Raw genomic sequence first — 2,320 nt, forward strand, 5'->3', positions numbered from 1 at the left:
ATTTACAAAACCGTACGTAGAGCGTATATCCACGGTCAAACACCCAGATCGGTGAATCGAGGTCTTCGAAGACCTCGACGTCGTCTTTGAGATGTTCAAACTGCGGGCTTTCGTGGGTTTCTCCTTCAGTAACAGTCGGTACTTCACGAATGAGTCGAAACTTCCAGCGACAGTGACGCCCGAATAGTCATATTCTATATGGTTTCTCGGGTGAGTCACAAAAATCAGTGAGTTGCTTTCCACTTCGAACAGAGTACTCACTCAAACAGCTCGTTTCCCCCGTTTTCGACTACCTCTCGAAGAGAGCTGTTGCTCATCCGGAGGCAGACTGGCCGGGGCTGACCGTGGTCAGCCCGCGGCTTGATATGACGGTGGAATACCTGTCCCGTTCATCTTGATCTTCCACCGTCGCTCCAGCTGTTCCTCCAACTCCTTCCGAATCCAATCGCAAAACACGGAGAACGTGAACTCTTCAGGTAAGTCGCGCCCGCCCCGCTGCGGGCGGGCGACGACGGCCCATCGGAGCACTAACCAGAGGTTCTCCAAAATGGCAGCCACGAGCATGAAAGCAAACCGAACGATGGGATCACGAGTCGTCGTGACCCCTCGTGCCTGCCGAATCAACCGGTAAGTTGTCTCGATACCTGATCGTTTCCGGTAGATTCGCTCAACCTGCTTCGCGGTGTGATCAGTAACACCACAAGCCACGTAGCCGCGGACAACCTCGCCGTGTTTGTTACGATCACCGTTCTGGTAGGAGACAGCGACCGCGAGCGGGACACGGAGTTCCCGCTCGCTGTCTTTGTACAGCCGATAGGTCGTCATATACGACTTGTGTACGTCGAGTTTCTCCTTCATTCGATCTCCCTTCTTCGGGACATGAACGACTGTTGCGGCGATTTCTCGTGATCGACGGATCACACGCTCGTTGAAGAAGCCGCTGTCGGCAAGCAGCAACTCAATCTCAAAAGGGTAGTTCTCGACGCGGGCGAGCACGCGCTCGACCGCGTCAGCCTCTGTCTCGTCGTTACGGACGTATGTCATCGCCAGCGTCACTGGTTTTCCGTTGGAAACGACGTACGCTGTACAGTATCGATGGCACGTGGTCGTGCCATCTTTCGGAGCCATCGTGCAGAGTTCTCCTTCCTCGTCGTAGTGGTCGCCGTGGTAGGGGTTGTCGATGAAGTCGATAGAGACGATTCTCGACTGCTCTGCGTCGAGAATCGTCATAGCGAGACGGCTAAGCTGGAGGTTAGCAATCACTTCGAGCCACCCACGATTGAGCGTGTGGAGCCACGTTAGCACAGTGTCATCGCAGGGTGTTCCGTCGTGTTCGTTGCAGGTTTCCCAGATTGAGGTCTGGTTCACGCAAGCAAGGATAACGACGAGCCAGATATCGCCGGGGTCGAGGGGGCTCCCCTCGACACCCGGCAGTGGGAGCGGAGAAATCACCGCTTCCGCGGTATCTTTGACTTCCGACGCTGAAAGATAGCCGTCTGGATCTGTGAGCTCTAACACATACAGATCCAGACATTTCTTCCCGGTTAGCCCAACGGATTAATTCGGCTCATTACTCCGTTCCCGAAGTACCGACAGTTGCTCCGAGCGGATGCTTCGCTTCTCCATCGACACGTGCGGCAAGATGGAGTTTGATTCCACCGTCACTGGTGTCAATCCTGTAGGATTCCTCGTCGGCTCCGACGAAGTCGTCAGAGACGACGACTGACCGTGTTAATTCGAGATTTGTTGCATCAACGGCGATAACGCTCCGTAGGAGGTGTTTGAGCCGTTTTCGTTGTACTGCTCGCTGATGATATAACTCCGGAGTGTGGAGGATCGCAAACAGCAATTGAACGACCGCGCCGTAGTCGCGGTCGTTCGTGTATCTGGAGAAGGTTGAGGCAGCCATTTTCTCCATTTCATCGCCTGAGTCGGTTGTTTCTTCGAGTTCTTTGAGCGAACTTGATGGATCAATCCCTTCTCTTACGGCGATTTTAATGTGATTATCGAAATCATGTGTCTTGTTGAATTTGCCAATATCGAACTCATCGGCTATTGACTCGCTGTCGACTTCGTCGATCAGCGAGTACACTGCACTGGCTGTAGAGGTGTCCAGATCAAGCTCTTCCACATACCAGAGTCTTGCAAGGAGCCAACTGACTCCTTTGCACGCAGCATTACCAGGCTTTCAATACCGGCTTTCTACCGGATTTAAATACTCGAAACGGGACAGATAATTTATATTTTAATTCTTGAAATAATCTATGAATGCGATACAGAACTGAGTCGTCAAGTGACGTATTTGCGCGCAATCTGTCGT

General features: G+C 52.7%; 1 protein-coding gene and 2 pseudogenes. All 3 read right to left on the reverse strand.

What is annotated here, in order from left to right; all coding sequences use genetic code 11:
• Window positions 1–136 (reverse strand): annotated as a pseudogene (locus DP106_RS14930) (IS4 family transposase); the annotation flags it as partial.
• A gap of 212 nt (window positions 137–348) precedes the next feature.
• Window positions 349–1,518, reverse strand: a complete 1,170-nt coding sequence (locus DP106_RS14935) for an ISH3 family transposase (protein ID WP_120086596.1) — start codon at window positions 1,516–1,518, stop codon at window positions 349–351.
• 58 nt (window positions 1,519–1,576) lie between these two features.
• A pseudogene (locus DP106_RS14940) lies at window positions 1,577–2,101 on the reverse strand (IS4 family transposase); the annotation flags it as partial.
• Window positions 2,102–2,320 lie beyond the last annotated feature (219 nt).

The sequence above is a fragment of the Halonotius pteroides genome (genome assembly GCF_003605635.1).
In the GTDB taxonomy this organism is placed as follows: Archaea; Halobacteriota; Halobacteria; order Halobacteriales; family Haloferacaceae; genus Halonotius; species Halonotius pteroides.